Raw genomic sequence first — 23,939 nt, 5'->3', positions numbered from 1 at the left:
CTTCATGAAGCGATTTTTGCGCATCGGCGCCTGGACGATACTTCTGGCGATTCTCGCGGTTACGATCAGCCCGATAAAATTTCGGCCCGTCACCGGCGAACCTGTCGATCTCGAACGGTTTGGAGCGTTCTTTCTGGTAGGCGCCTTGTTTGCGCTGGCATATCCACGCCGCTGGATGGGCGTGCTTTTGCTAACCGTCGGCTGCGCTGCGGTTTTTGAACTCATGCAACGTCTTGCGCCCGGGCGGCATGGGGAATTCGTAGATTTCGTTTTCAAGGCGGCTGGAGCCGTCTTCGGCATTGCCGTTGGCTATGGCCTCAGCCTCGTCCGCCCCTTTCGGCAGAAAGCCTGATCAGGCGGAAATAGCCTCCAGCCTGTCCCGCGCGGACTCACGCATAAATTCCAGATGGATGGAACGCAGAAGTGCCGCCAGATCGTCATTGGCGGCGGCGTATCGGTTGGCGCGTGTGGCCTCGCACATAAGGGCTGATATTTCCGCGGCCCCCATCCGCTTCCGCCCGGCGGCAACGGCTCGCCACGCCTCAATGGCGACAATCAAAGGGGCGTGCGTGGCATCGCTCAATCCGGCAGAGCGCAACAGGGCAGCAAGAGCCGCGGGACGGCCTCGGGAAATAATCGCACAAATCCGCGCGTCATCGAGATCGGAAAGCGCTACCAGCAAGCTCGCGAAAAAATCTATGCGTCCGCCTGCAACGGCACGAATGACAAAGCTGGTTGTAATCTCTCCGCGCAAACGCAGATGCTCGACCAGCGCGGGGAGTTCTTCCTGCGAACAGGTTTCCGCCAGATGCATCGATGCGCGAACGGTTGCATCTCCCACGACTTTATCTGCGCGACGTGCGCCCAACAGCATCTTCACCAACGGAAGGGATTGCAGAACCTCCCCCACCTTCACAGCTAGAAGGTGACGGCATTCCGCCGGAAGATGCGGATGAGACAGCAAAGCCTCGCGCACCAGGGCGTCATGACCACAGCGTTCGCATATGCGGCGGAATGAAACGGAAGTGATCCGAGCGCAGCTGTTAGCGAGCATTTCAGCAACCGCCTCATTACTTCCAACTTCGGCGATTGCTGCCGAAACCGCGAATGAAACATGAGGCCGCGCGGCAATCAGAACTTGCATTGTCGGCGCACCATAGGCCACACGATCAACCAGATCTGCGTCACTGAGAAGCGTCGAGCGCGCAAGAATATACCCGGCAACATCCGGCTGATCGGCGGCAAGCGCCGTTACAATATGCAGGGGCGAATGCACACTGGTGGAGAGCACGTCTGCCATCGCCACACGAACTTTCGGAGAAGGATCATCAAGCAAAAGCGTCAAAGTCGCTTCTGCCTGCGCGCGCAGGTGGTCGGGCAGGTTCTGGTCGACGCATTGTCTGGCCAAATGCGCCGCACGGACAACACGCGCGGCTACCGGTTCACAACACCCCGCAAGCGCATCTTTTTCGATATACATTCTGGCCCCGCTCCAGATCGTTCTTGTATTCGAAAAGACTAAGTTAAAATGGTTTACGAGCGGTTTACCATATTTGTTAACCGCAGGCGCCGCATGGAACCGAACCCATCTTTGCTCGTTGTACCGTCATAAACGCAACGGAGACTTCAAATGGCTGACGAAAAGATCACCAACGACATCCAGCAGGCTCTCGAAAAGCAGATCGCCGACATGCGCAGTGAACTGAAACGTCTTTCAAAATCACTGGCGTCCCAATCCGGTGACTTGAGGGAACGTGCGGAGGATGCTCTGGATGATGCATCCGGTCGTTTCCGTAACGCGGCGCAAGCGGTGCGCGAACGCGGTCAGGTGGTAGCCGAAACGGTTCGTGAGAATCCGGGTACGGCTACAACGCTCTTCGGAACCGCCGGCATTATCGGCATCCTCGTGGGGATCGCGATCGGTTGCGCCATTTCCGATAGACGGTAACCCCGAGAATTATTCGATATATGTGCCCGCGCTCTTCTGCGCGGGCTTTTGTTTGTACTCTTTACGGAACTATTCCGGTCTGATAGCTCCGTGCCATTGGCAATCTGCCACCGGTCGCAGCCTACCCGGTCAAAACAAGGACAAGCGCTGTCATGCGCTGCACGACTGCGACGTGGCTTGAAACAAAGGCACGTAAATGTCTGAAAAGACCATATATTCCGACCTCAAACAGCTCGGCTCCAATGCTTCTGTGCCGCAAAGGCCGGAAGACGCCATCCTCGAACGGGTTGCAAATCCGCAAGCAGGAACGCCTTATTGCGTCCGCTTCACCGCGCCCGAATTCACTTCGCTTTGCCCGATGACAGGTCAGCCCGATTTTGCACATCTGGTGATCGACTATGTTCCCGGACAGTGGCTGGTAGAAAGCAAATCCCTGAAACTGTTCCTGTTTTCCTTCCGCAATCACGGCGCGTTCCACGAAGATTGCACCGTGACCATCGGCAAGCGTCTTGTCGAGTTGCTGGAGCCGGAATGGCTCAGGATTGGCGGCTACTGGTATCCACGCGGCGGCATTCCAATCGACGTCTTCTTCCAGACCGGAGCAGCGCCGCAGAATGTCTGGATACCGGAACAGGGCGTACCCAACTATCGCGGCAGAGGTTGATCGGCCTGTATCGGTTGCCGCCGAGGGTCGCCGTCCCTATTATAGAAGCTGGCAACGTGGCTCCTGAAAACCTATGCAAGCCGCATGAAAGGACCTCCATGAAAAACTTCGCCATCCTGATTTCTCTGGCGGTTCTTGCCGGATGCGGGGGAGCCGGCAAGGCTGCGATGGACACCGGCAAGAGTTTTGATCGATTCGCCTGCATGTCGCGCAATTTCAAGGGCGAACCGCCCTGCCCGCAGCAGGAAGGTGCAAGCCAGCCAACACAATAAAAGCCAGAGAGGAGGCCTGTTATGGCTATCGAACCCAAGGATGTTCTCGATTTCTGGTTTTCGCCCCGGATGCGGGAAAACTGGTTTAGCAAAATTGACGAGATAGACGCCGAAATTCGTGAGAAGTTTCTAGCAGCCTATGAAGATGCGCGTGCCGACAAGCTGGAGCGGTGGAAACAGCAACCAGAAAGCGCTCTGGCGCTTACCATTCTGTTCGACCAGTTTCCGCGCAATATGTTCCGCGGCTCACCTCGCTCTTTCGAAAGCGACGGGCTGGCTCGAGACGTAGCGGCACAGGCGCTCGATCATGATTTCGACCGGAAGCTGTCGCCCGACCAGCGCCAGTTCTTCTATCTTCCGTTCATGCATAGCGAACATCTGGGCGACCAGAAGCGCTGTGTCGACCTTTATGAAAAGCTTGGCGACGAGTTTTCGCTCGGCTTTGCCCGCCAGCATCATGATATCATTGAACGCTTCGGGCGCTTCCCGCATCGCAACAAGGTGCTGGGGCGCGACACGACCCACGAAGAGGCGGAATTCCTCAAGGAACATGCTGGCTTCTGATTACAACAACCGATAAGGCAGAATTCCGCGGCGGTCGTGATCGACCGCCAATCTGCTTTTAAGCGGTGGAACGGCGCGCTGCACACATTCAGCACGTTCACAAATGCGGCATGAAACACCGATCGGATCGAAGGCAGAACGCGCCGCTATATCGAGACCATCCGCATAGACAAAATCCTGCGCATAGGCCACCTCGCAGCCGAGAGCGATGGCATAGCGGCGCTGTGGCGCGTTGAAGCCCCCTTCACTCTTGGTCAGTTCTGTCGCAATGCAAAGGTAGCGTGCGCCATCCGGCGTTTCAGCCAGTTGGCGAATGATCCGCCCCGGCGTTTCAAACGCCTGATGCACATTCCAAAGCGGGCATGCAGCACCATAGCGGGCAAACTGCAGCTTGGCTGCGCTATGCCGCTTCGTGATATTCCCGGCACGGTCTATGCGGGCAAAAAACACCGGCACGCCCCGCTGGCCGGAGCGCTGCAACGTGCTCAGACGATGCGCGACCTGTTCCAGACTGGCCCCGAACCGTGATGCCAGCAGTTCCAGGTCGTGGCGCAGTTCCTTTGCCGCTGACAGAAAGGTTTGATAGGGCAGAATGAGCGCCCCGGCGAAATAATTGCGCAAGCCGATCTTGCAAATTTCGACCGCCTCTGCGGAGCGAAAATCCGCCCGCCTTGCGATCGTGCTTACAAGCTCTTCCATTTCCAGTTCGGCGATCTGGAACGCTATCTGGAAATTGCGGGTGGAAGTCGGCGAATAGGGATTGAGATAAAGGACTCGCGCCGCAGGATCGAACCGCCGCAGAAGCGCTTCTTCCGGTCCGGCCCGCGCAATATGCACCCGATGCCGCTCCCCCATATATTGCGGCAAGGCCACACCGATGTCTCGCCCCGGAATGCTCAGTTCGCCCGCAAGCTTTTCCGCCGCAATATCAATCTCATGCACATAATTGTCGATGAAATGGAAAAAGTCGCGGACTTCTTCATAAGGTGCAGGCTCGGCAGCCGATGGAGCACGACCCAACTGGTTATCGAGGCTTGCAAGCTGTTCACTGTTGCGGCGGTAAGCCTGATGACAGGCGATCAGCGCATGTGCCAGCCCCGGGGCGTTTTGCGTGATCAACTTCAGCTCTTGCAAGTTCGGTTTATAATTGTCGAAGACCGGATCGGCCAGAGCTTCGGAAACCGCAGACAGCAAACGGTCATCATCTCCCAGCGAAATGGCGCCAATGTCGATCTGGTAATTTTCGGCTAGCGCCAACAAAACAGCTGCCGAAACAGGCCGCTGGTTATTCTCAATCTGGTTAAGATAACTTGTTGAAATACCAAGCCGCTCCGCAAAGCCCGACTGTGTCGCGCGATGCTGCTCCCGGATTTCACGTATCTTTCTTCCGATATAAAGTTTTCTCGGCGCCATTTGCAAATTCGCATTTCGCTATTTGCAAATTTATAACTTACACAATCGCACCTTTTCAAGCTTTTCCAGAACATCTTCGGATTTTAAGCAGAAAGGAGAAAAAGACTATTTTTCAGTTTCATAACCCGCCTTCCGAAGGCACCCAAAAGTGGGGACTTTATGCAGGAACTTCTTGAACAGCTCGAAGCCCGCCGGGCGGAAGCCCGCCTTGGTGGCGGCCAGCGCCGCATCGACGCGCAGCACGCCAAAGGCAAGCTCACTGCCCGTGAAAGGATCGAAGTGCTTCTCGACGAAGGGTCGTTCGAGGAGTTCGACATGTATGTCACTCATCGCTGCGTCGATTTCGGCATGGAAAAGCAGAAAGTCGCTGGCGACGGCGTGGTGACAGGCTGGGGAACGATCAACGGCCGACAGGTTTACGTGTTCAGCCAGGATTTCACCGTTCTTGGCGGTTCATTGTCTGAAACCCATGCGCAGAAAATCTGCAAGATCATGGATATGGCCATGAAGAACGGCGCGCCTGTCATCGGGCTCAACGATTCCGGTGGCGCGCGCATTCAGGAAGGCGTCGCGTCGCTCGCGGGCTATGCCGATGTCTTCAAGCGCAACGTGGACGCGTCCGGCGTGGTACCGCAGATTTCCGTCATCATGGGGCCTTGCGCGGGCGGCGCGGTTTATTCACCCGCCATGACCGACTTCATATTCATGGTGCGAGATAGTTCCTACATGTTCGTGACCGGGCCGGACGTGGTGAAAACCGTCACAAATGAAATTGTCACCGCTGAGGAACTGGGCGGCGCCTCGACCCACACCAGAAAATCATCGGTCGCAGACGGGGCTTACGAGAACGACATCGAAGCACTGGAACAGGTCCGCATTCTGTTCGACTTCCTGCCGCTCAACAATCGGGAGAAGCCGCCCGTGCGCCCGGTTTTCGATGACCCTGCGCGGCTTGAAATGCGGCTCGACACGCTGATCCCAGATAGCGCCACCAAGCCTTACGATATGAAAGAGCTTATCCACGCGCTGGCCGACGAAAACGACTTCTTTGAAATTCAGGAAGCTTTTGCGAGAAACATCATCACCGGCTTTATCCGGATGGACGGTCAGACCATCGGTGTCGTTGCAAACCAGCCCATGGTGCTCGCCGGCTGCCTCGACATCGATTCATCGCGCAAGGCTGCTCGCTTCGTTCGCTTTTGTGATGCCTTCAACATCCCGATCCTGACGCTTGTGGATGTTCCGGGCTTCCTGCCGGGAACAGCGCAGGAATATGGCGGGGTCATCAAGCACGGCGCAAAACTGCTCTTTGCCTATTCCCAGGCCACCGTTCCCATGGTCACGCTCATTACCCGCAAGGCCTATGGCGGTGCCTATGACGTGATGGCGTCGAAACATATCGGCGCTGACATCAATTACGCATGGCCGACGGCAGAAATTGCTGTGATGGGTGCCAAAGGCGCAACGGAAATCCTCTATCGTTCCGAATTGGGCGATGTGGAAAAAATCGCCGCGCGCACGAAGGAGTACGAGGAGCGTTTCGCCAATCCGTTTGTCGCTGCTGAACGCGGCTTCATAGATGAAGTCATCATGCCGCATTCCTCGCGCCGCCGCATTGCCCGCGCTTTTGCCAGCCTGCGCAACAAGAGCCAAAGCACGCCGTGGAAGAAGCACGACACCATTCCGCTTTGAGTAGATGTCCCCAGGTACAAATAAGATGATCAAGAAAATTCTCATTGCCAATCGCGGCGAAATCGCGTGCCGGGTCATCAAAACGGCGAAGAAAATGGGTATCGCGACGGTTGCCGTCTATTCTGACGCGGACCGTAATGCGCTCCATGTCAAAATGGCCGATGAAGCGATCCACATCGGACCAGCGCCATCCAATCAATCCTATATCGTCATCGACAAAATCCTCGCGGCAATCAAGGAAACCGGCGCGGATGCCGTGCATCCCGGCTACGGCTTCCTGTCGGAAAACCCGCGTTTTGCCGAAGCGCTGAAAGCAGCCAACGTCACCTTCATCGGACCGCCGGTGAACGCAATTGACGCCATGGGTGACAAGATCACCTCGAAGAAGCTCGCAGCCGAAGCCGGTGTTTCCACCGTCCCCGGTCATATGGGCTTGATCGAGGATGCTGACGAGGCGGTCAAAATCGCTGGCAGCATTGGCTATCCAGTGATGATCAAGGCGTCCGCTGGCGGCGGCGGCAAGGGCATGCGCATCGCATGGAATGACGAAGAGGCCCGCGAAGGTTTTCAGCTTTCACGCAATGAGGCCAAATCCTCCTTCGGCGACGACCGCATATTTATCGAAAAATTCGTTACCCAGCCGCGCCATATCGAAATTCAGGTTCTGGGTGACCAGCATGGTAACGTCGTCTATCTCGGCGAGCGTGAATGCTCCATCCAGCGCCGCAACCAGAAAGTCATCGAAGAGGCGCCTTCGCCATTCCTTGATGAAGCCACCCGCAAAGCAATGGGCGAACAGGCCGTGGCTCTCGCAAAGGCCGTTGGCTATTTTTCCGCAGGCACGGTGGAATTCATCGTCGATGGCAGTCGCAACTTCTATTTCCTTGAAATGAATACAAGATTGCAGGTCGAGCATCCGGTGACGGAACTCATCACCGGCATCGATCTTGTAGAAGAAATGATCCGTGTGGCATCCGGTGAAAAGCTCCGCTTCGGCCAAAGCGACGTGAAGTTGAACGGCTGGGCGATTGAAAGCCGTCTTTATGCGGAAGACCCCTATCGCAACTTCCTGCCGTCTATCGGCAGGCTGACCCGCTACCGTCCGCCGGTCGAAGGCCGTAACCCGGATGGCACAATCGTACGCAACGACACGGGCGTGTTCGAGGGCGGCGAGATTTCAATGTATTATGATCCGATGATCGCCAAGCTTTGCACCTGGGGTCCGGATCGCGCCAGCGCCGTCGCCGCAATGGGTGATGCTTTGGACGCATTCGAAGTTGAAGGCATTGGCCACAACCTGCCCTTCCTGTCTGCTGTGATGGACCATTCACGCTTCCGCGAGGGGGCACTCACCACCGCGTTCATTGCCGAGGAATATCCGGAAGGCTTCGCCGGAGTGCCCGTGTCGGAAGACGATGCGCGGGTGCTTGCCGCGGTTGCCGCGCAGATCAATCTGGCGATTGAGCGGCGCAACGCGCAGATTTCCGGACGGCTTTCCAGCGAACAGCACGCGGTTGCGACCGATTGGGTGGCGACGCTCGGGGGCTTCGCCTTGCCGGTTCGAATTGCAGAGAGTGAAGGTGGCACCACGATCAATTTCGTGGATGGCGGCTGCTTGCCGGTTGCCAGCGACTGGCATCCCGGCAGTCATCTGGGCTCATTCACCGTGGCTGGCAAGCCTATTGCGGTAAAGGTTTCGCGCGCCGGCACCGGCTGGCGTCTGCGCTGGCGCAGCATGGACGTGGTGGCCCACATTCGCAAGCCGCGTATCGCAGAACTTGCGAAACTCATGCCGGTGAAGCTGCCGCCGGACACATCGAAGATGCTGCTCTGCCCGATGCCGGGCGTCATCACCTCCATTCTCGTGAAGAATGGCGAGACGGTGGAAGCAGGCCAGCCGCTGGCCACGGTAGAGGCCATGAAGATGGAAAACGTGCTGCGTGCCGAACGCCGTGCTACCGTAAAGCGCATCACGGCGGACGCGGGCGCAAGCCTCGCTGTCGATGAACTGATCATGGAATTCGAGTGAGGTTCGATATGAGCGAGCGCCCCACCACCCGTGCAGACTGGGAAACGTTGGCCGAAAAGGAATTGAAGCGCCCAGCCGATAGCCTGATCTGGCACACGCCGGAAGGCATCGACGTAAAACCGCTTTACACGGAAGATGACCTGAAAGGGATTGATCACCTGGGCACCCTGCCCGGTTTCGAGCCGTTCGTTCGCGGTCCGCGTGCTACCATGTATGCGGGTCGTCCATGGACAATCCGCCAATATGCCGGATTCTCGACGGCAGAAGAATCGAACGCATTCTATCGCAAGGCTCTCGCCGCCGGCCAGCAAGGCGTATCGGTGGCTTTCGATCTTGCCACGCATCGCGGCTATGACAGTGATCACCCGCGCGTGGAAGGCGATGTCGGCAAGGCTGGCGTGGCGATCGATTCCGTCGAGGATATGAAGATCCTTTTCGACGGCATTCCGCTGGAAAAGATTTCTGTCTCCATGACGATGAATGGTGCCGTGATCCCGATCCTCGCCAATTTCATTGTTGCGGGCGAAGAACAGGGCGTGCCCCGCGCGCAGCTTTCCGGCACGATCCAGAACGACATCCTCAAGGAGTTCATGGTCCGCAACACCTATATCTATCCGCCAGAGCCATCCATGCGGATTATTGCGGACATTATCGCCTATACGGCAACCGAAATGCCGAAATTCAACTCCATTTCCATTTCCGGCTATCACATGCAGGAGGCAGGCGCGACGCTGATGCAGGAACTGGCCTTCACGCTTGCTGACGGGCGCGAATATGTACGCGCCGCGCTCAACAAGGGGCTGAATGTCGATGAATTTGCGGGACGTCTATCCTTCTTCTTCGCAATCGGCATGAATTTCTTCATGGAGATCGCCAAGCTGCGCGCTGCACGCCTGCTCTGGTCGCGCATCATGAAGGAATTCAATCCGAAGAAACCGGGCTCGCTGATGCTGCGCACGCATTGCCAGACTTCCGGCGTCTCCTTGCAGGAACAGGATCCTTATAACAACATCGTCCGTACGGCTTTCGAGGCCATGTCGGCGGCTCTTGGCGGCACGCAATCGCTTCACACCAATTCTTTCGACGAAGCCATTGCTTTGCCAACAGAATTCTCCGCACGCATTGCCCGCAACACGCAACTTATCCTGCAAAATGAAACCGGCGTGACCAAAGTGGTCGATCCGCTGGCGGGTTCCTATTACATCGAAAGCCTGACCAACGAATTGGCGGAAAAGGCGTGGGCGCTGATTGAGGAAGTCGAAAAGCTCGGCGGCATGACAAAGGCCGTCGAAAGCGGCCTTCCGAAACGCCTTATCGAAGAAGCTGCCACCAAGCGGCAGGCGGCAGTCGATAAAGGCGAGGAAGTTATCGTCGGCGTCAACAAGTTCCGGCTGGAACAGGAAGACGAAATCGACATTCTGGAGATCGACAATTCGGCCGTTCGCCAATCGCAAATTGCCCGTCTCAACCGTATCAGGGAAACGCGCAACAAGGCAAAGGTTGAAGCCGCGCTTGCGGAGTTGGAAAAGGTCGCGACGACGGGCGAAGGCAACCTTCTGGCCGCTGCTGTCGAAGCGTCGCGTGCCCGCGCCAGCGTCGGTGAAATTTCCGATGCCATGCGCCGCGCATTCGGTGATCACGCGGCGGTTCCCAAGGTCGTAAAAAAAGTCTACGGCGCGGCCTATAAGGACGAACCCGAATATCAGACGCTGGTGGACCGGCTTGGCGATTTCTCCAGACAGACTGGCGAAACGCCGAAGGTGATGGTAGCAAAGCTCGGTCAGGACGGACATGATCGTGGCGCCAAAATCATTGCCTCCGCATTCGGTGATATTGGCTTTGAGGTGCTAGCCGGACCACTATTTCAGACGCCGGATGAAGCCGCCGACATGGCTATCACGGCAAAGGTGCATGTGCTTGGCGTGTCATCACTCGCAGCCGGTCACAAGACACTCCTGCCTCAGCTTGTGGACACGCTGCGCAAAAAAGGCGCCGAAAACATCATCGTGGTCTGCGGCGGTGTCGTTCCGCGTCAGGATTATCAGTATCTGTTCGATCATGGAGTAGCGGCAGTGTTCGGACCAGGATCGAATGTGCTCGACTGCGCCCGCGCGGTACTTGATCTGATGGAAGGCAAACGCCGCAATCTTTGAATATTATCAGTTAGATACGTTCAGTACAGGATTCTATTTCTGAACGACTTCAGAAGCCGGACGAACAGCCCGGCTTCTTGCTAGCAGTCATCGTTCAATCTTTCGGCCCGGTAAAACCGGCGATCGTAGAACCCGTCACAGAGACTGGATCGCTGGCGGGAAACGTGTCTTCCAATCCCTCATCGAGCTGGCGCTCAAGTTCCGCCCGATCGCCGGAACGACGTGCGCTTGGACGCGTCACAAAACTGCCCGGCTCAATACCGCATTCCGTACATGCAACCCCAAGAGCCTCACCCAGTTTCATAGCAGCGCGCCGCAGGACTTCATCGCGCGCCAATTCTGCATCTGTCTCGTTCTCCACCTTCACGGTTATCTTCTCTTCGCCCTCGGTGATAAATTCCACCATGTAGAGCTTGAAGCCCCCCACCGAGCTGATGCGGGTTTCAACAATGTCCATCGACTAACCTCCGCGTTTCTATCCAGAACAAACGTCGACCAGCGCGTGAAAGTTCCCGCCTTCATGTCGGGTGCGGAACCGCGTCCCTCCATCGAGCGTTTCATGTCAGCCATTTTGGAGGTTTTTGATGTCACAGTTCTTCACAAAGCTCAGCGAGAAATCTGCCGAACTTGCAGGGCATTATCTGGCATTTGTCTTGGCGAGCTTGTTCATCATCATATGGGGCGTCACCGGGCCCTTGTTTAACTTCTCGGACACATGGCAACTTGTCGTGAATACATCGACCACCATAATCACCTTTCTGATGGTCTTCCTTATCCAGAATGCACAGAACCGCGAAGCGAGTGCGACGCAGGCCAAACTTGATGAAATTCTGACCATCGTTTCGACGACGAAGATCGAAACCATTGGCGCAGAGCACCTGCCGCTCAACGAATTGAAGCTGCTTTTGCAACGGTTTGAAGAGCAAAGCGAAGTCATCCACGCGGATGAGCCGAAATGAGGAGCCTATCTTTCCATGCGGGCGACCGCGCCTATATTCCACCGGGAATTTTATCGCCAGCAGAAAGGTTATCCAATGGCCGTCACCAGAAAGCAGGAAGCGCGTGCTCTGAATACCGACGAAAAGGAACTGGTCGAAAAATCGCACCATCCTTTTTTGCAGAACGTTCCCGATGAAGAGCTTGACCATCTGGCGAAACTGATCCGCGAACGCCGCAAGAAGGCGCGAGATCAGGCCCATCAGCGCAGACGCGAAATGCGCGGCAAGGCGGCGGCTCGCGGGGCTACGCCCTCCAAGGCGGACGAAGGTTCACATCTGAAAGTATCCGTCTTGGCCATGGCACTGCGTCGTATCAACACGGAAGTTGAACGCCGGCGCCGCATGGCGGCCAGTGCTCAGTTGATTGCCAATGCCCGCAAAGCGCTCGCGGCCAAGGAAGCAAGCGAAAAGAAAAGCAAGGATTTCAATACCCGCCATGCACTGGAGGGCATGCGCAATATTCCCAATGAAAAATATGGCAGTCTTATCCGCCCCGCAGAACGTGGACGGTTGCGGAAGGCCGCAAGCGTAGCGCAGGCCAAGAAGGATTCCCGCCAGAAGGAAACAGGTTAGAGCATTTCCAGCGCCATTTTTCGGGACGGCGGCGGGAAAACCTGATCCAGACGTTTCAACTGATCGTCGGAAAGCCGCAACTCGGCGGCTTTTCTGTTGTCCCGGACATGATGCAGGTTGGACGACTTTGGAATTGCGATGACATTGCCGTTGCGCATCGCCCAGGCAAGCGCGACCGAAGCTGGCGTTCCGCCAGTTTCATCCGCAATTTCCGCTAATACGGGACTACCCAGCAACCGTCCCTGTTCAATTGGGGAATAAGCCATCAGGGGAATTTTTCGCTCGGCACACCAAGGCAGCAGGTCGAATTCGGGCCCGCGCCGCGTCAGATTATAGAGTATCTGGTTCGTCGCAACATCCATGCCGTTCGCTACGTCGGCGAGTTCTTTCATGTCGTCCGTATCGAAATTGCTGACACCCCAGCTCGCGATCTTGCCCGCATGCTTCAGGTCTTCAAAAGCCGCAACGGTCTCTTCAAGCGGATATTGCCCACGCCAGTGCAGGAGATAGAGATCGATACGTTCGGTGCGAAGCCGCTTCAAGCTTCTCTCGCAGGCCTCGATTGTGCCGTTCCTCGACGCATTGAACGGCAGCACCTTGCTGACGAGGAACACATCGTCCCGTCGGCCTGAGACAGCTTCACCGACCACGTCCTCCGCCTCGCCGTCCGCATACATTTCCGCCGTATCGATCAGTGTCATCCCCAGATCGATACCGCTCCTCAGCGCTTCGATTTCATGGCGGCGTTGTGCGCTGTCCTCGCCCATATACCAGGTGCCCTGCCCGAGCGCCGGAACTGTCTGTCCCGATGGAAGAGTAATCCGTGGTATAGTTCCGGTCATCGCATTTCCCCTCTGAAACGATCATAGCCATGATCGCCACTTGGCCGCAAAATTCAAGACCTTGGGAGGGATCAGGCGAAATGCAAACCGAAACCCTGCATGAGCCTGCGGATGGCGTAGTCCGGATTCCGGGATGTGACGACTGCCAGATCGTTATGATGGTGCAATTCCTCATCATCGCGGCGTGGTTTCAACAGCGAAACGGTGCGGCGGGCAATCGCTTCGGCAGGGTCGAGCCAGTCAACCGGCCAGGGCGCCAGCCGACGGAAAACATTGGCGAGAAACGGATAGTGTGTGCAGGCCAGAACGACGATGTCGGTACGATTGCCATCCTGTTCGATGAAACAGGGAGCAATCTGTTCCACAACCAGCGCCTCGTCGATCTTCTCGCCACGAATATGCGCTTCCGCCACTGCCGCAAGTTGGTCAGCACCGACGAGACGAACATGGCACTGCGTAGCAAAGGATTGAATAAGGTCTCGCGTATAGGCCCGCTTGACAGTGCCGGGGGTAGCCAGCACGGAAACAAGGCCTGACGAGGTTCTTTCGGCGGCGGGCTTGATCGCCGGTACGGTTCCCACGAATGGCACCGCAGGATAGGCATTCCGTAAGTCGTCCAGCACCAGCGTGGAGGCGGTATTGCAGGCGATGACCGCAATTTCAGGATCATGGTCGGCAATGAGCTTGCCGAACAGCTCTACGATCCTCCCCCTCAATGCATCCTCTTCCCACCCGCCATAGGGAAATCCGGCATCGTCGGCAACATAGACGAAACGGCGATCCGGCATAAGCACCCGCGCTTCCCGCAAGACCGTCAGTCCGCCGATGCCGCTGTCAAAAACCAGAATGGGTCTTTCGGCGCCGGCAGGGGATTTGGCGGAGAAACTCACAGCGGGCGCGTTTTTCATTCGTCCTTGTCCTTTGTTGCCGGAGCCTCGGTGGCCGGCTTTCGCGCACGCCCGTCGGGAGCACCGGAGCCGCGCGGCTTCTTCGGCGTGAAAACATCAAGCGACGTGATGACGCCGCGCAGTAGCTTCAGCTCTGCCGATGCGAAACCCGCACGCGTCAGCACGGCGCGCAGATTATTGACCATGATTTCCTTGCGGGCTTCAGGGCGGAAATAACCGCGCACATCAAGAGCTTCTTCCAGATGGTTGAAGAGCCCCTGCAGTTCCTTCTTCGGCGCCAGTTCAAGTTCCGGGCCACGGAATACGGTCTCTGTTTCTTTTTCAAGGCCCGACTTCATCCATTCATAAGACATGAGCAGGACAGCTTGCGCGATATTCAGCGATGCGAAGGCTGGGTTGACGGGGAATGTGACCAACTCGTCCGCAAGCCCCACTTCTTCATTGCTGAGGCCGAAGCGTTCGCGGCCAAACAGGATGCCTGTCTTTTCGCCAGTTCTAAAACGACGGCGCAGCTCACCACCGGCTTCCACGGCACTGCGAACTTGCTTGAAACCATCGCGTTCGCGAGCCGTCGTCGCATAGACGAAATTGAGGTCAGCGATAGCGGAAGGCAGGTCGTCATAAACCACCGCATTGTCGATCACATGATCGGCCTTGCTTGCTGCTGCCCTCGCCTTTTCGCTTGGAAACTCCTCGCGCGGGTTGACCAGACGCAGTTCAGCCAAACCGAAATTGGCCATGGCGCGCGCCACCATGCCGATGTTCTCGGGCAATTGCGGCTCCACCAGCACGATTGCCGGTCCTTCCGCGAGTATGGGGCGCTGCTTATCTGTTCCTGCCATGATGTTTTCCGCTGTGCTATAAAATCGTGGCGCTTCCCTGACATAATTGACGCTGAATCGCAAAGATTCCCCTTACGCACTTGGATGAAAAGCCCATGTAGTAGCCCGATAACACCTGCGCACCGGTCATTCGTGCCAGACTGGTGCCCCAGATGCAGGATCAAGGGAGGAAAACCATGTCCGGTAAGAAAATTCTGATGCTTTGCGGCGACTTTGGCGAGGACTACGAAACCATGGTCCCGTTCCAGACGTTGCTGACGGTTGGCCATACGGTTCATGCGGTCTGCCCTGGCAAGAAAGCCGGCGATCATATCGCGACAGCCATTCACGACTTCGAGGGTCATCAGACCTATACGGAAAAGCCCGGCCATAACTTCACTCTCAATGCAACATTCGCCGACGTGAAGTCGGAAAGCTATGACGCACTTGTCATTCCCGGTGGCCGGGCGCCGGAATATCTGCGTCTCGACGACAATGTTATCGCCGTGGTGAAGCACTTCTTCGAGGCGAACAAGCCCGTTGCCGCCGTCTGCCACGGCGCGCAATTGCTGGCCGCTGCGCGCGTTCTGGAGGGCCGCACCTGTTCGGCTTATCCGGCGTGCCGCCCCGAAGTTGAACTTGCTGGCGGCACCTATGCCGATATTCCGGTCGATCAGGCCGTGACGGATGGCAATCTCGTGACCTCGCCTGCATGGCCAGCCCATCCCGCTTGGCTGGCACAGTTCCTCACAGTCCTCGGCACAAGGATCACCCACAGCTGATCGCAACACCCGCCTGTGACCATCAAGGTTGCAGGTGGGGCAAAACTGCGCGACAGTAAGTTTGGGAGAACGATCCGGAGGAAACCATGTGCAGGCTGTTCATCGGCGCCAATCCTGAGCTCTGGCAGAGCGTGACGCGTTCGCTGCGCATAGACGGCGTTGTAACAAGCGTGCGGCTTGAAAATTTCTTCTGGTGGGCTCTCGAAGATATTGCCGCGCGCGATGATCTCACTGTCAACCGCCTCATAGGCAAACTTTATAATGAATCCCGGAATGAAGGCCACGACCTCGACAATTTCGCCTCGTTCCTGCGGGTCTGCTGCGGACGCTATCTTTCGCTGCAGTTGAATGGTCTTGTCCCGATGGACCAGTCGACAGCCATTTCCACGCTCGACGCTGACGCCATTCTGGCGAGCGAAGAGAAAAACTATCGTCAGCGGCCATCCTCATGGGAAAAATCGCGCAACAGCGATCATGCGGCACACCGCGCCGCATGATTGGCTCTCTCCCGAATTTTTGACCATTCAGCCGGTTTATAGGCCAAAGAATAAGCCTCTTACGCTTTGCCTTATTCGCCGTGAGTGCTATACGGGCGCGACGCATTGAAAAAGAGGCTTCATCCATGGCAAAAATCAAGGTTGCGAACCCGGTCGTTGAACTCGACGGCGACGAGATGACCCGCATTATCTGGCAGTTCATCAAGGACAAGCTTATCCATCCTTACCTCGACATTGATCTGAAATATTACGATCTGTCGGTTGAGAACCGCGATGCGACCAACGACCAGGTCACCATCGATGCAGCCAATGCCATCAAGGAACATGGCGTCGGCGTGAAGTGCGCAACCATCACGCCCGACGAAGCGCGCGTTGAAGAATTCAAGCTCAAGAAAATGTGGAAGTCGCCAAACGGCACCATCCGCAACATTCTTGGCGGCGTGATCTTCCGCGAGCCGATCATCTGCAAGAACGTTCCGCGCCTCGTTCCAGGCTGGACCCAGCCGATTATCGTCGGCCGCCATGCTTTCGGCGACCAATATCGCGCGACCGATTTCAAGTTCCCCGGCAAGGGTACGCTGACGATCAAATTCGTCGGTGAAGATGGCGAGACCATCGAACACGAGGTCTATCAGGCTCCTTCGGCTGGCGTGGCTCTTGCCATGTACAACCTTGACGAATCGATCCGTGAATTCGCCCGCGCTTCCTTCAACTACGGCTTGCAGCGCGGCTATCCGGTCTATCTCTCCACCAAAAACACCATCCTGAAAGCCTATGACGGTCGCTTCAAGGATATCTTCCAGGAAGTCTTCGACGCTGAATTCAAGTCGAAGTTTGAGGAAAAGAAGATCTGGTACGAACATCGCCTCATCGACGACATGGTTGCTTCGGCGCTCAAGTGGTCGGGCGGCTATGTCTGGGCCTGCAAGAACTATGACGGCGACGTGCAGTCGGACATCGTGGCGCAGGGCTTCGGCTCGCTCGGCCTGATGACCTCGGTTCTGATGACGCCGGATGGCAAGACCGTTGAAGCTGAAGCTGCCCACGGCACCGTGACCCGTCACTATCGCCAGCATCAGAAGGGCGAGGAAACCTCGACCAACTCGATCGCTTCGATCTTCGCATGGACCCGCGGTCTCGCCCACCGTGCCAAGCTTGACGACAATGCCGAGCTGAAGCGTTTTGCCGACACGCTGGAAAAGGTCTGCGTGGACACCGTTGAAAGCGGCTTCATGACCAAGGATCTAGCGCTGCTCATCGGTCCGGATCAGCCTTGGCTTTCCACTACGGGTTTCCTCGACAAGATCGACGAAAACCTCAAGAAGGCCATGGCCGCCTGATCGGGTATTCGACCCATTCTCGATATAGAGAACCCGGCAGCAATGCTGCCGGGTTTTTTCATTTCCTTTTCAAGGGAAAAAGCGCATCCTGCCACCTCTTACAGGGAGGATGAAATGGCTGAGTTGAAGCTCTATACCAACCCGATGTCGCGCGGACGTATCGCGCGCTGGATGCTGGAAGAGATCGGCAAACCCTATGATGTGGAAATATTGGATTTCGGCCCTCCGATGAAGGGACCGGATTACTGTACGATCAACCCGATGGGAAAAGTTCCAGCGCTCCGCCACGGCGAGGCGGTGGTGACGGAGGTGGCCGCCATTTGCGCTTATCTGGCAACGACGTTTCCCGAAGCCGGTCTGGCGCCGCACCCCGATGAGCGCGCGGATTTCTTCCGCTGGCTGTTCTTTACATCCGGTCCCGTCGAGGCTGCGCTTTCCAACCATGCGCTTGGCTTTGAAATCCCCGCGGACAAGCAGGGAATGGTCGGCTACGGCAACTACGACATGGTGGTCAACACTTTGGAAAAAGCGGTGTCCCAGCATCCCTACATCACCGGCGACCGTTTCACAGCGGCTGACGTTTATGTCGGTTCTCACATTGGCTGGGGTCTGCGCTTTGGCACCTTGCCTGCTCGTGGCGCATTCGTCGCCTATTGGGATCGCCTGAAGGATCGCCCCGCGATGAAACGGGCCACGGAGTTGGACGATGGGGCCGCGGCCGCCACACAACATTGATACAGGCATTGCTGGCTGTTCAGGTCACGTAATCTGGCCAGCCAGTTCAAACGTCCGCGAGAAAGCCTGCGCCCCCTTGGGCGAGAACGCGATGACGCGCCCCTCTTCCCGGCGTGCCCAGCCTTGCGAAATAAAATGGTTCAAAAGCGCGGCACCAAGTGCACCACCCAGATGGTTGCGGCGTTCGCTCCAGTCGAGACAGTGACGGCAGACCGGGCGCTTGCCCTGCTCCAAATGGGTCACATCCACGCCAAGGCAAGTGAAAAAGGATTTGCCTTTTTCTGTCAGTACCGGCTCCTCGCCATCGGCGATCAGCCCCAGCCGATGCGAGGCATCGAGCATCTCGACACCGCGTTCGCCGGCCAGATGATCATAGCAAATCCGCGCCTTGCGTAGCGCCTGATCTTTCGGACCAGTCCGCACCCGCACAGCGCCGGTGCGTTGCGCAAGCCCCATCAGTCCTTCCAGAACCTGTGCCACATCTGTTCCTGAAAGACGGAAATAACGATGCCGACCCTGCTTCTCCGCAACCAGCAGATTGGCTGCACCGAGCTTTGCAAGATGTCCGCTTGCCGTTTGCAGCGTCACGCCTGCCGCCGACGCAAGTTCGCTGACCGTCAGCGCGCGGCCATCCATCAACGCCGTGAGCATGTTTGCGCGCGCAGGATCGCCAAGAAGTGCGGCAACGGAAGCTATGATCGGACCATCTTTCATACTTCGATGCTAACCGAACTATAGAGATGTTTCAATTGCTACATTGTCACCATCGAAGACAGGCATTTGAAGGAGACATGCATGATTACCTGTTTCATCCGCTATCAGATCGACCCGTTCAAGGCGGATGCATTTGCCGAATATGCCCGCAATTGGGGACAGGCCATTCCGCGATGTGGCGCCAATCTCATTGGCTATTTCGGACCGCATGAAGGATCGTCGACAACGGCCTATGGCGTCTACTCTATCGAAAACCTTGCTGCTTACGAGGCATACCGGGCCCGGCTCGCCGGCGATCCACTGGGACGCGAAAACTATGAATTTGCAAGGCGGGAACAGTTCATCCGGTCAGAGGATCGCATCTTCCTGAAACTTCAATCCGCACCGCATGGGGAGTTCATCAAGCCATGATTGCAGTCATATTCGAAGTCTGGCCGGCTGATGACGACAGGCGCGGCCAATATCTCGACATTGCCGCGAGCCTGCGCGGCGATCTTTCCAAAATCGAGGGCTTCCTCTCGATAGAGCGCTTTCAGAGCCTCGCCGATCCCGGCAAGCTGCTCTCGCTTTCGTTCTGGCGCGACGAAGAAGCCGTGCGCGAATGGCGCAATCTGCCCTCTCATCGGGTGGCACAGGGACAGGGTCGCAAGGGCGTATTCGAGAATTATCGTTTACGAGTGGTCAGCATCATGCGCGACTATGGCCTCGATGATCGTATTGAGGCCCCCGAAGACAGCCGTTCAGCGCACGCTGTATAATGAATAGCCGGGCACTGCCCGGCGATTTCTGTTTTCGACCTTAACCGATCAGCGCCTTGACCGCGGCGATTGCATCAGCCGCTTTTGCACCATCCGGGCCACCTGCCTGGGCCATATCCGGGCGACCGCCTCCACCAGCGCCACCAAGCGCCGCCGAAGCTGCGCGGACCAGATCGACCGCGCTGAAACGGCTCACCAGATCTTCCGTGACCGCCGCGACTGCGCTCGCCTTGTCGTCTTCGCCGACACCAATAAACAGCACGACGCCGGAACCGACCTGCTTCTTGCCTTCATCTGCAAGCGGCTTCAGGTCACGCGGAGAAACGCCTGTTACGATCTTGCCGAGGAAATTGACGCCATTCACGGCTTCAACGGCGCTGCCGCCCTCTGCCGAACCGCCGCCAAGCGCAAGCTTCTTGCGGGCCTCGGCGAGTTCACGCTCCAGCTTCTTGCGTTCATCCAGAAGCGCATTGACGCGTTCCAGCGCTTCGGACGGCGTCGTCTTCAACGCACCGGCGATAGCCTTTACACGTTCATCCTGCTCTTCGAGATAGAGGCGAGCGGCCTCACCCGTCAGCGCTTCCATACGGCGAACACCGGCGGCAACCGCCCCTTCCGAAACGATGCGGACAAGGCCGATATCGCCCGTCTGGCGCACATGCGTGCCGCCGCAAAGCTCGACCGAATAGGCTTTGCCTGCCTTCGGGCCGTGTTTCGCGGTGCCCATGGAAACAACGCGAACTTCATCGCCGTATTTCTCGCCGAACAGTGCCATGGCGCCTTCGGCAATGGCATCGTCTACGGCCATCAGGCGCGTGCTGACGGGCGCGTTTTGCAAAATGATTTCATTGGCAAGGTTTTCCACCTGCGCCAGCTCTTCTGCCGAAATCGGCTTCGGATGCGAGAAGTCGAAGCGCAAACGGTCGGGTGCTACGAGCGAACCTTTCTGGGCGACATGGCTTCCGAGCGTTTCACGCAGAGCCTCATGCAGAAGATGCGTCGCCGAATGGTTGGAACGAATGCGCGTGCGGCGCACCGAATCCACTTTCAACTCAACCGCATCGCCGGTCTTGGCCGCACCCTTGGCAACTTCGCCGATATGAACGAAGACGCCCTCGCCCTTCTTCTGCGTATCCTTGATGGTGATGACAAAACCTTCACCGGAAATCGTACCCGTATCGCCTTGCTGGCCACCGGATTCTCCGTAGAACGGCGTCTGGTTGACCACGACCGAAACAGCTTCACCCTCGGCAACGGACTGTACTTCTGCGCCATCGCGAACAAGTGCTGTGATAACACCTTCCGCGCTTTCGGTTTCATAACCAAGGAACTCAGTCGCGCCGACCTTGTCCTTTACGCCGAACCAGATGGTTTCTGTCGCAGCCTCGCCAGAACCGGCCCAATTGGCGCGCGCTTCGGCCTTCTGGCGTTCCATAGCGGCACTGAACCCTTCCGTATCAACGGCAATGCCACGCTGGCGCAACGCATCCTGCGTCAGATCGAGCGGGAAGCCATAGGTGTCGTAAAGCTTGAAAGCGGTTTCACCATCGAGACGATCACCTTCAACGAGGTTTTCCGTTGCGTCCGACAGGAGACCAAGCCCACGATCGAGCGTCTTGCGGAAACGGGTCTCCTCGAGCTTGAGCGTTTCCGAAATCAACGCGTCTGCGCGGATCAGTTCCGGATAAGCCTGTCCCATTTCGCGGATCAGGGCTGGCAGCAGGCGCCACATCAGCGGCTCTTTCGCGCCCAACAACTGTGCGTGGCGCATTGCGCGGCGCATGATGCGGCGCAGCACATAGCCGCGACCTTCGTTGGACGGCAGCACTCCGTCGGCGATCAGGAAGCTTGAAGCACGCAGATGATCGGCAATCACCCGGTGGCTGGCGCGGAACTCGCCCTCGGCCTTCACCCCCGTCGCTTCTTCCGAAGCGCGGATCAACGCCTTGAAGAGATCTATATCGTAATTGTCATGCACGCCCTGCAACACCGCTGCGACGCGCTCCAATCCCATGCCGGTGTCGATGGACGGACGCGGCAAATCAATGCGCTGTTCGGGCGTGATCTGCTCGAACTGCATGAATACGAGGTTCCAGATTTCGATGAAACGATCGCCGTCTTCGTCAGCCGATCCGGGAGGGCCGCCCCAGATATGGTCGCCGTGGTCGAAGAAGATTTCCGAGCATGGGCCGCATGGGCCGGTGTCACCCATGGCCCAGAAATTGTCGCTTGTAGCAATGCGGATAATACGGTCGTCGGAAAGACCGGCGATCTTCTTCCAGTAATTCGCTGCGTCGTCGTCCGTATGATATACGGTGACAAGCAGTTTATCCTTGGGAAGGCCGAATTCCTTGGTGATCAGGTTCCAGGCGAAACTGATGGCGTCTTCCTTGAAATAGTCGCCGAACGAGAAATTGCCCAGCATCTCAAAGAAAGTATGGTGACGTGCGGTATAGCCGACATTGTCCAGATCGTTGTGCTTGCCGCCGGCGCGAACGCATTTCTGCGAGGTGGTCGCACGATTATAAGAACGATGTTCTAGACCCGTGAAAACGTTTTTGAACTGTACCATGCCCGCATTGGTGAACATGAGCGTCGGATCGTTACGCGGAACAAGCGGGCTCGATGGAACGACCTCATGCCCGTTCTTGCGGAAATAATCGAGGAATGTGGACCTAATCTCGTTGACGTCAGCCATAAGTCACCTTTGGGCTTTACTGCCCTGCACGGACGCAGCTTTTGAAAAAGCCGCATCAATTATCCTGTTCAAACTCCCACAGCCGCCAACCGTTATCGAAGGCCGAGGCTCTCTCACACAGCCAGAACGTGAAGTGGAGTTTTCGGTTGACCGCTTTTAGCGGTGCCTTGCTTTTCTGTCCAGATAAGTACGCTGCGCCATAAAAGCAATTTCTGCTGAAAGACGATTAAGCAGGCACTTTTCACGCCGCAAGAATTCATCCCTCCAAAACGAAGCCCCGCGCTAATGCACGGGGCCTCGAAAATTTGTCTAATGCTGGCGACCTTACATTTCCGCAGCGTCGCTTGCGTCGTCTTCCGGTCCGCCATCCTCAAGGAACTGCTCGGCGATCAGCCCGGCATTCTGACGAAGGGTCGTTTCAATCTCGCGAGCCACTTCCGGGTTATCCTTAAGATACTGCTTGGCGTTCTCACGGCCCTGTCCCAGCCGCTGGGAATTATAGGAGAACCACGCACCCGACTTCTCGACAACGCCAGCCTTCACGCCAAGATCGACCAGCTCGCCGGTCTTGGAAACGCCGGCGCCATACATGATATCGAATTCGACCTGCTTGAAGGGCGGAGCAAGCTTGTTCTTGACGACCTTGACACGGGTCTGGTTGCCGACGACTTCATCACGCTCCTTGATCGAGCCGATACGGCGAATATCGAGACGAACCGAAGCATAGAACTTGAGAGCATTACCTCCAGTCGTCGTTTCCGGCGAACCGAACATCACGCCGATCTTCATACGGATCTGGTTGATGAAGATCACCATACAGTTCGAGCGCGAGATTGATGCGGTAAGCTTGCGGAGCGCCTGGCTCATGAGACGTGCCTGCAGACCAGGCAGGGAGTCGCCCATCTCACCTTCGATTTCAGCGCGCGGCGTCAGGGCAGCGACAGAGTCGACGACGAGAACGTCGATGGCACCTGAGCGCACAAGCGTATCGGTAATCTCAAGCGCCTGCTCGCCCGTATCCGGCTGCGAAATCAGCAGGTTCTCAAGATCGACACCCAGCTTGCGCGCATAGACCGGATCAAGCGCATGTTCCGCATCGACGAATGCACAGATACCGCCCTTCTTCTGTGCTTCCGCGATCGTGTGCAACGCCAGCGTCGTCTTACCGGAACTCTCCGGTCCGTAAATCTCGACAATACGTCCTTTGGGCAAGCCACCAACGCCGAGCGCGATGTCCAGCGAGAGCGACCCGGTCGATACGGTTTCGATCTCCACGACCTGATCGTTCTGGCCAAGGCGCATGATCGAGCCCTTGCCGAACGCCCTTTCAATCTGCGACAATGCCGCATCGAGAGCCTTAGTCTTGTCCACTGAATTTTCCTCAACAAGTCGCAATGAATTCTGAGACATCTTACACCATCCTCTTGTCTCGCTAGAAGCCCGGCAGGCTCGTTGCCACGATCTATTTGTATCCGTTTTGTTCTCATTTGGCAATGGAACTAACTAATTGATTATAAAAGATTTCGAAATTTTGTTCT

Annotated in this window: 25 protein-coding genes; 16 read left to right on the top strand and 9 right to left on the bottom strand. The window is 56.9% G+C overall.

Annotated features, from left to right (window positions below; translation table 11 throughout):
* The first annotated feature begins 4 nt into the window (after positions 1-4).
* Complete coding sequence (locus F9K78_RS04925) at positions 5-352, top strand: VanZ family protein (RefSeq protein ID WP_121983794.1); 348 nt, start codon at positions 5-7, stop codon at positions 350-352.
* On the opposite strand, the gene F9K78_RS04920 is transcribed toward F9K78_RS04925, so the two are convergent.
* Positions 353-1,480: a DUF2336 domain-containing protein gene (locus F9K78_RS04920; protein WP_121983793.1), complete on the bottom strand. Its 1,128-nt coding sequence runs from the start codon at positions 1,478-1,480 to the stop codon at positions 353-355.
* Positions 1,481-1,630: 150 nt separating this feature from the next.
* On the opposite strand from F9K78_RS04920, the gene F9K78_RS04915 reads away from it, so the two are divergent.
* The 4 genes from F9K78_RS04915 (at position 1,631) to F9K78_RS04905 (ending at position 3,448) form a co-directional block, all read left to right on the top strand.
* Positions 1,631-1,948, top strand: coding sequence for an ElaB/YgaM/YqjD family protein (locus F9K78_RS04915; RefSeq protein WP_121983792.1), 318 nt, complete (start codon positions 1,631-1,633; stop codon positions 1,946-1,948).
* 196 nt (positions 1,949-2,144) lie between these two features.
* On the top strand, positions 2,145-2,612 hold the full coding sequence (queF, locus tag F9K78_RS04910) for a preQ(1) synthase (protein WP_121983791.1): 468 nt from the start codon (positions 2,145-2,147) through the stop codon (positions 2,610-2,612).
* Positions 2,613-2,710: 98 nt separating this feature from the next.
* Complete coding sequence (locus F9K78_RS21835) at positions 2,711-2,884, top strand: hypothetical protein (RefSeq protein ID WP_162929799.1); 174 nt, start codon at positions 2,711-2,713, stop codon at positions 2,882-2,884.
* 21 nt (positions 2,885-2,905) lie between these two features.
* Positions 2,906-3,448: a DUF924 family protein gene (locus F9K78_RS04905; protein WP_151682095.1), complete on the top strand. Its 543-nt coding sequence runs from the start codon at positions 2,906-2,908 to the stop codon at positions 3,446-3,448.
* On the opposite strand, the gene F9K78_RS04900 is transcribed toward F9K78_RS04905, so the two are convergent.
* Positions 3,449-4,861 (bottom strand): helix-turn-helix domain-containing protein, encoded by a 1,413-nt coding sequence (locus tag F9K78_RS04900; protein WP_121983789.1) that lies wholly within the window; start codon positions 4,859-4,861, stop codon positions 3,449-3,451.
* A 159-nt stretch (positions 4,862-5,020) separates the two neighbouring features.
* On the opposite strand from F9K78_RS04900, the gene F9K78_RS04895 reads away from it, so the two are divergent.
* The 3 genes from F9K78_RS04895 to scpA are packed head-to-tail and all read left to right on the top strand — an operon-like array spanning position 5,021 to position 10,735.
* Complete coding sequence (locus F9K78_RS04895) at positions 5,021-6,553, top strand: acyl-CoA carboxylase subunit beta (protein WP_121983788.1); 1,533 nt, start codon at positions 5,021-5,023, stop codon at positions 6,551-6,553.
* Between the two features lie 25 nt (positions 6,554-6,578).
* Positions 6,579-8,582: an acetyl-CoA carboxylase biotin carboxylase subunit gene (locus F9K78_RS04890; protein ID WP_121983787.1), complete on the top strand. Its 2,004-nt coding sequence runs from the start codon at positions 6,579-6,581 to the stop codon at positions 8,580-8,582.
* 8 nt (positions 8,583-8,590) lie between these two features.
* Complete coding sequence (scpA, locus tag F9K78_RS04885) at positions 8,591-10,735, top strand: methylmalonyl-CoA mutase (RefSeq protein WP_121983786.1); 2,145 nt, start codon at positions 8,591-8,593, stop codon at positions 10,733-10,735.
* A 94-nt stretch (positions 10,736-10,829) separates the two neighbouring features.
* Here scpA and F9K78_RS04880 read toward each other — a convergent pair whose 3' ends face one another.
* A complete protein-coding gene (locus tag F9K78_RS04880; protein ID WP_121983785.1) occupies positions 10,830-11,192 on the bottom strand; it encodes a hypothetical protein in 363 nt (120 codons plus the stop codon).
* Between the two features lie 127 nt (positions 11,193-11,319).
* Between F9K78_RS04880 and F9K78_RS04875 the strand changes: the two genes are divergently transcribed.
* Both F9K78_RS04875 and F9K78_RS04870 read left to right on the top strand, forming a co-directional pair.
* Positions 11,320-11,694 (top strand): low affinity iron permease family protein, encoded by a 375-nt coding sequence (locus tag F9K78_RS04875; protein WP_121983784.1) that lies wholly within the window; start codon positions 11,320-11,322, stop codon positions 11,692-11,694.
* Between the two features lie 75 nt (positions 11,695-11,769).
* Positions 11,770-12,306, top strand: a complete 537-nt coding sequence (locus F9K78_RS04870; protein ID WP_121983819.1) for a hypothetical protein — start codon at positions 11,770-11,772, stop codon at positions 12,304-12,306.
* On the opposite strand, the gene F9K78_RS04865 is transcribed toward F9K78_RS04870, so the two are convergent.
* The 3 genes from F9K78_RS04865 to F9K78_RS04855 form a co-directional block, all read right to left on the bottom strand.
* On the bottom strand, positions 12,303-13,148 hold the full coding sequence (locus tag F9K78_RS04865; protein ID WP_121983783.1) for an aldo/keto reductase: 846 nt from the start codon (positions 13,146-13,148) through the stop codon (positions 12,303-12,305). The two genes, F9K78_RS04870 and F9K78_RS04865, sit on opposite strands and share 4 nt — an antisense overlap.
* 71 nt (positions 13,149-13,219) lie before the next feature.
* Complete coding sequence (gene murI / locus F9K78_RS04860; protein WP_121983782.1) at positions 13,220-14,056, bottom strand: glutamate racemase; 837 nt, start codon at positions 14,054-14,056, stop codon at positions 13,220-13,222.
* Positions 14,053-14,898 (bottom strand): RNA methyltransferase, encoded by an 846-nt coding sequence (locus F9K78_RS04855; protein WP_121983781.1) that lies wholly within the window; start codon positions 14,896-14,898, stop codon positions 14,053-14,055. The genes murI and F9K78_RS04855 overlap by 4 nt, the downstream gene beginning before the upstream one ends.
* Before the next feature lie 176 nt (positions 14,899-15,074).
* Here F9K78_RS04855 and F9K78_RS04850 point away from each other — a divergent pair, with 176 nt between their 5' ends.
* The 4 genes from F9K78_RS04850 (at position 15,075) to F9K78_RS04835 (ending at position 18,231) form a co-directional block, all read left to right on the top strand.
* Positions 15,075-15,659: a DJ-1/PfpI family protein gene (locus F9K78_RS04850; RefSeq protein ID WP_121983780.1), complete on the top strand. Its 585-nt coding sequence runs from the start codon at positions 15,075-15,077 to the stop codon at positions 15,657-15,659.
* Positions 15,660-15,745: 86 nt separating this feature from the next.
* Positions 15,746-16,156: a ribbon-helix-helix domain-containing protein gene (locus F9K78_RS04845; protein WP_121983779.1), complete on the top strand. Its 411-nt coding sequence runs from the start codon at positions 15,746-15,748 to the stop codon at positions 16,154-16,156.
* Positions 16,157-16,281: 125 nt separating this feature from the next.
* Positions 16,282-17,496, top strand: a complete 1,215-nt coding sequence (locus F9K78_RS04840) for an NADP-dependent isocitrate dehydrogenase (RefSeq protein ID WP_006471635.1) — start codon at positions 16,282-16,284, stop codon at positions 17,494-17,496.
* A 114-nt stretch (positions 17,497-17,610) separates the two neighbouring features.
* Positions 17,611-18,231 carry a glutathione S-transferase family protein gene (locus tag F9K78_RS04835; protein ID WP_121983818.1) on the top strand — a complete coding sequence of 207 codons (621 nt, stop codon included), beginning with the start codon at positions 17,611-17,613 and terminating at the stop codon, positions 18,229-18,231.
* A gap of 24 nt (positions 18,232-18,255) precedes the next feature.
* Here the strand turns inward: F9K78_RS04835 and F9K78_RS04830 are convergent, their stop codons facing one another.
* Positions 18,256-18,945, bottom strand: coding sequence for an ArsR/SmtB family transcription factor (locus tag F9K78_RS04830; protein WP_121983778.1), 690 nt, complete (start codon positions 18,943-18,945; stop codon positions 18,256-18,258).
* Between the two features lie 81 nt (positions 18,946-19,026).
* Here F9K78_RS04830 and F9K78_RS04825 point away from each other — a divergent pair, with 81 nt between their 5' ends.
* Together F9K78_RS04825 and F9K78_RS04820 are read left to right on the top strand one after the other, a co-directional pair.
* Positions 19,027-19,356 (top strand): NIPSNAP family protein, encoded by a 330-nt coding sequence (locus F9K78_RS04825; protein ID WP_121983777.1) that lies wholly within the window; start codon positions 19,027-19,029, stop codon positions 19,354-19,356.
* Positions 19,353-19,703, top strand: coding sequence for an antibiotic biosynthesis monooxygenase family protein (locus tag F9K78_RS04820; RefSeq protein WP_121984866.1), 351 nt, complete (start codon positions 19,353-19,355; stop codon positions 19,701-19,703). Before F9K78_RS04825 ends, F9K78_RS04820 begins: the two co-directional genes overlap by 4 nt.
* A gap of 40 nt (positions 19,704-19,743) precedes the next feature.
* On the opposite strand, the gene alaS is transcribed toward F9K78_RS04820, so the two are convergent.
* Positions 19,744-22,401 carry an alanine--tRNA ligase gene (alaS, locus tag F9K78_RS04815; RefSeq protein ID WP_151682094.1) on the bottom strand — a complete coding sequence of 886 codons (2,658 nt, stop codon included), beginning with the start codon at positions 22,399-22,401 and terminating at the stop codon, positions 19,744-19,746.
* A 324-nt stretch (positions 22,402-22,725) separates the two neighbouring features.
* Positions 22,726-23,811: a recombinase RecA gene (recA, locus tag F9K78_RS04810; RefSeq protein WP_121983774.1), complete on the bottom strand. Its 1,086-nt coding sequence runs from the start codon at positions 23,809-23,811 to the stop codon at positions 22,726-22,728.
* Positions 23,812-23,939: the final 128 nt, after the last annotated feature.

Origin of the sequence: Brucella pseudintermedia, from assembly GCF_008932435.1 — a bacterium.
GTDB lineage: Bacteria > Pseudomonadota > Alphaproteobacteria > Rhizobiales > Rhizobiaceae > Brucella > Brucella pseudintermedia.
The sequence above is the reverse complement of the archived record's forward strand: the minus strand, read 5'-3'. Positions and strand labels throughout refer to the sequence as shown.